The sequence below is a fragment of the Calidithermus terrae genome, assembly GCF_003574345.1.
Taxonomy (GTDB): domain Bacteria; phylum Deinococcota; class Deinococci; order Deinococcales; family Thermaceae; genus Calidithermus; species Calidithermus chliarophilus.
The window spans coordinates 1-1,356 of record NZ_QXDL01000419.1 but is presented as its reverse complement, the minus strand read 5'-3'; the positions used below and the strand labels follow the sequence as shown (position 1 = coordinate 1,356).

Genomic DNA, 1,356 nt, shown 5'->3' with positions numbered 1-1,356 from the left:
GTCACGCCGGGGCCGTTTCGCTGGGCGCGGGCGAAGGGGCCGGCCCCGGCGTGACGGGCGGCGCGGGCTCGGTCGCGGCCTGCGGGGTGTTGCTGAGCAGGGCCACGGGGTTGGTGTTCCAGGGCTGGGCCACGTTGAAGGCCGCGAAGAGGTACAGCGCGAGCACCAGCCCCACCGTAAGGGTGGTGATCTTGCCGCGCGCCCGGGCGGGCAGGAACAGCGCGAGCAGGAACAGGCCCACCCCCACCAGCCCCACGATCAGGTAGGCCTGGGTCTCGCGGTACAGGCCGAGGGAGGGGATCAGCAGCGAGGCCAGGGCCAGGCCGACGAGCAGCAACCCCGCGCCGATCTTGGGGTTGCGCGAGAGCGTGAACAGGCTGATCACCGACAGGATGGCCCCGAAAATTCCGCCGAACCAGAACACCATTTCCATGCACAGCCTCCTCGAGTCACCGCTTCAAATCCTGGCTCACTTATAACACAGCGCCCCGGCGACAAAACGCCCGCCGTTCACGGTTGCCGGGGCCCGGCGGGTGAGAAAGGGGCAGGATACCGGATTCAAAAAGATGATCTTCCGAACTAAAAAACTCCAGAGGCTATCTTTTTGGATCCTGGAGCACACCCCTCCCTGACGGTCGGCGAACGGTCGGGTTAGCTTGGCGCCGGACGGCGCCAAGCTAACCGAATCTGGCATGAGAAGCGGCCTTGAGCCGTTGTTCAAATCCGCAATCGCTCGAGGCTTGGGCGGGGTAAGCTTCGCTGGTGGGAACGGTCGTTCTGGTGGGCGGGGCCTTGCAGGCCGACAACGTGGCGGTGTTCGGGCGCATCCTCGAGCACGCGGGGCCGCGCGTGGCGATCTTCGGCACGGCCAGCCCCGACCCGGCGGCGAGCCTGCGGAGGCTGGGCGCGGCGTTCGCCCGCCACGGGGCCGAGCCCGAGCTCGTGGACATCACGGTGGAGAACGCGGCAGAGCGCGCCCACGACCCGGACGTGCTGGCGCGGCTCGAGCGCTGCGGGGGCTTCTTCTTCGGCGGGGGCGACCAGCGCAAGATCACCCGCGCCCTGCTGGGCACCCCGGCGCTGGAGGTGCTGCGCCGGAGGTTCGCGGAAGGGGCCTGCGTGGGCGGCACCAGCGCGGGCACCGCGGCCATGGCCGACCCCATGATCTGCGGCGGCACCAGCCTCGACAGCCTGCTGGGCCACGGCGACGTGGTCTGCTTCGAGGAGGGGCTGGGCAAGGTGGTGGTCTCCCACGCCCAGGCCGGCGCCGACCTCGTGGCCCCCAGCGGGATGGTGGACGGCATGGTCGCCGCCATCCGCGCCGCGCTCGATGCAGGCGGCCACGCCATGACCGGC

At 70.1% G+C, this 1,356-nt stretch carries 2 protein-coding genes; one reads left to right on the top strand and one right to left on the bottom strand.

Annotated features, from left to right (window positions below):
• Position 1 precedes the first annotated feature (1 nt).
• Positions 2 to 433, bottom strand: a complete 432-nt coding sequence (locus tag Mterra_RS21295; RefSeq protein WP_147373046.1) for a hypothetical protein — start codon at positions 431 to 433, stop codon at positions 2 to 4.
• Between the two features lie 329 nt (positions 434 to 762).
• Between Mterra_RS21295 and Mterra_RS21290 the strand changes: the two genes are divergently transcribed.
• Positions 763 to 1,356 (top strand): Type 1 glutamine amidotransferase-like domain-containing protein (locus Mterra_RS21290; protein WP_170159784.1); only part of this gene is annotated, 594 nt, incomplete at its 3' end.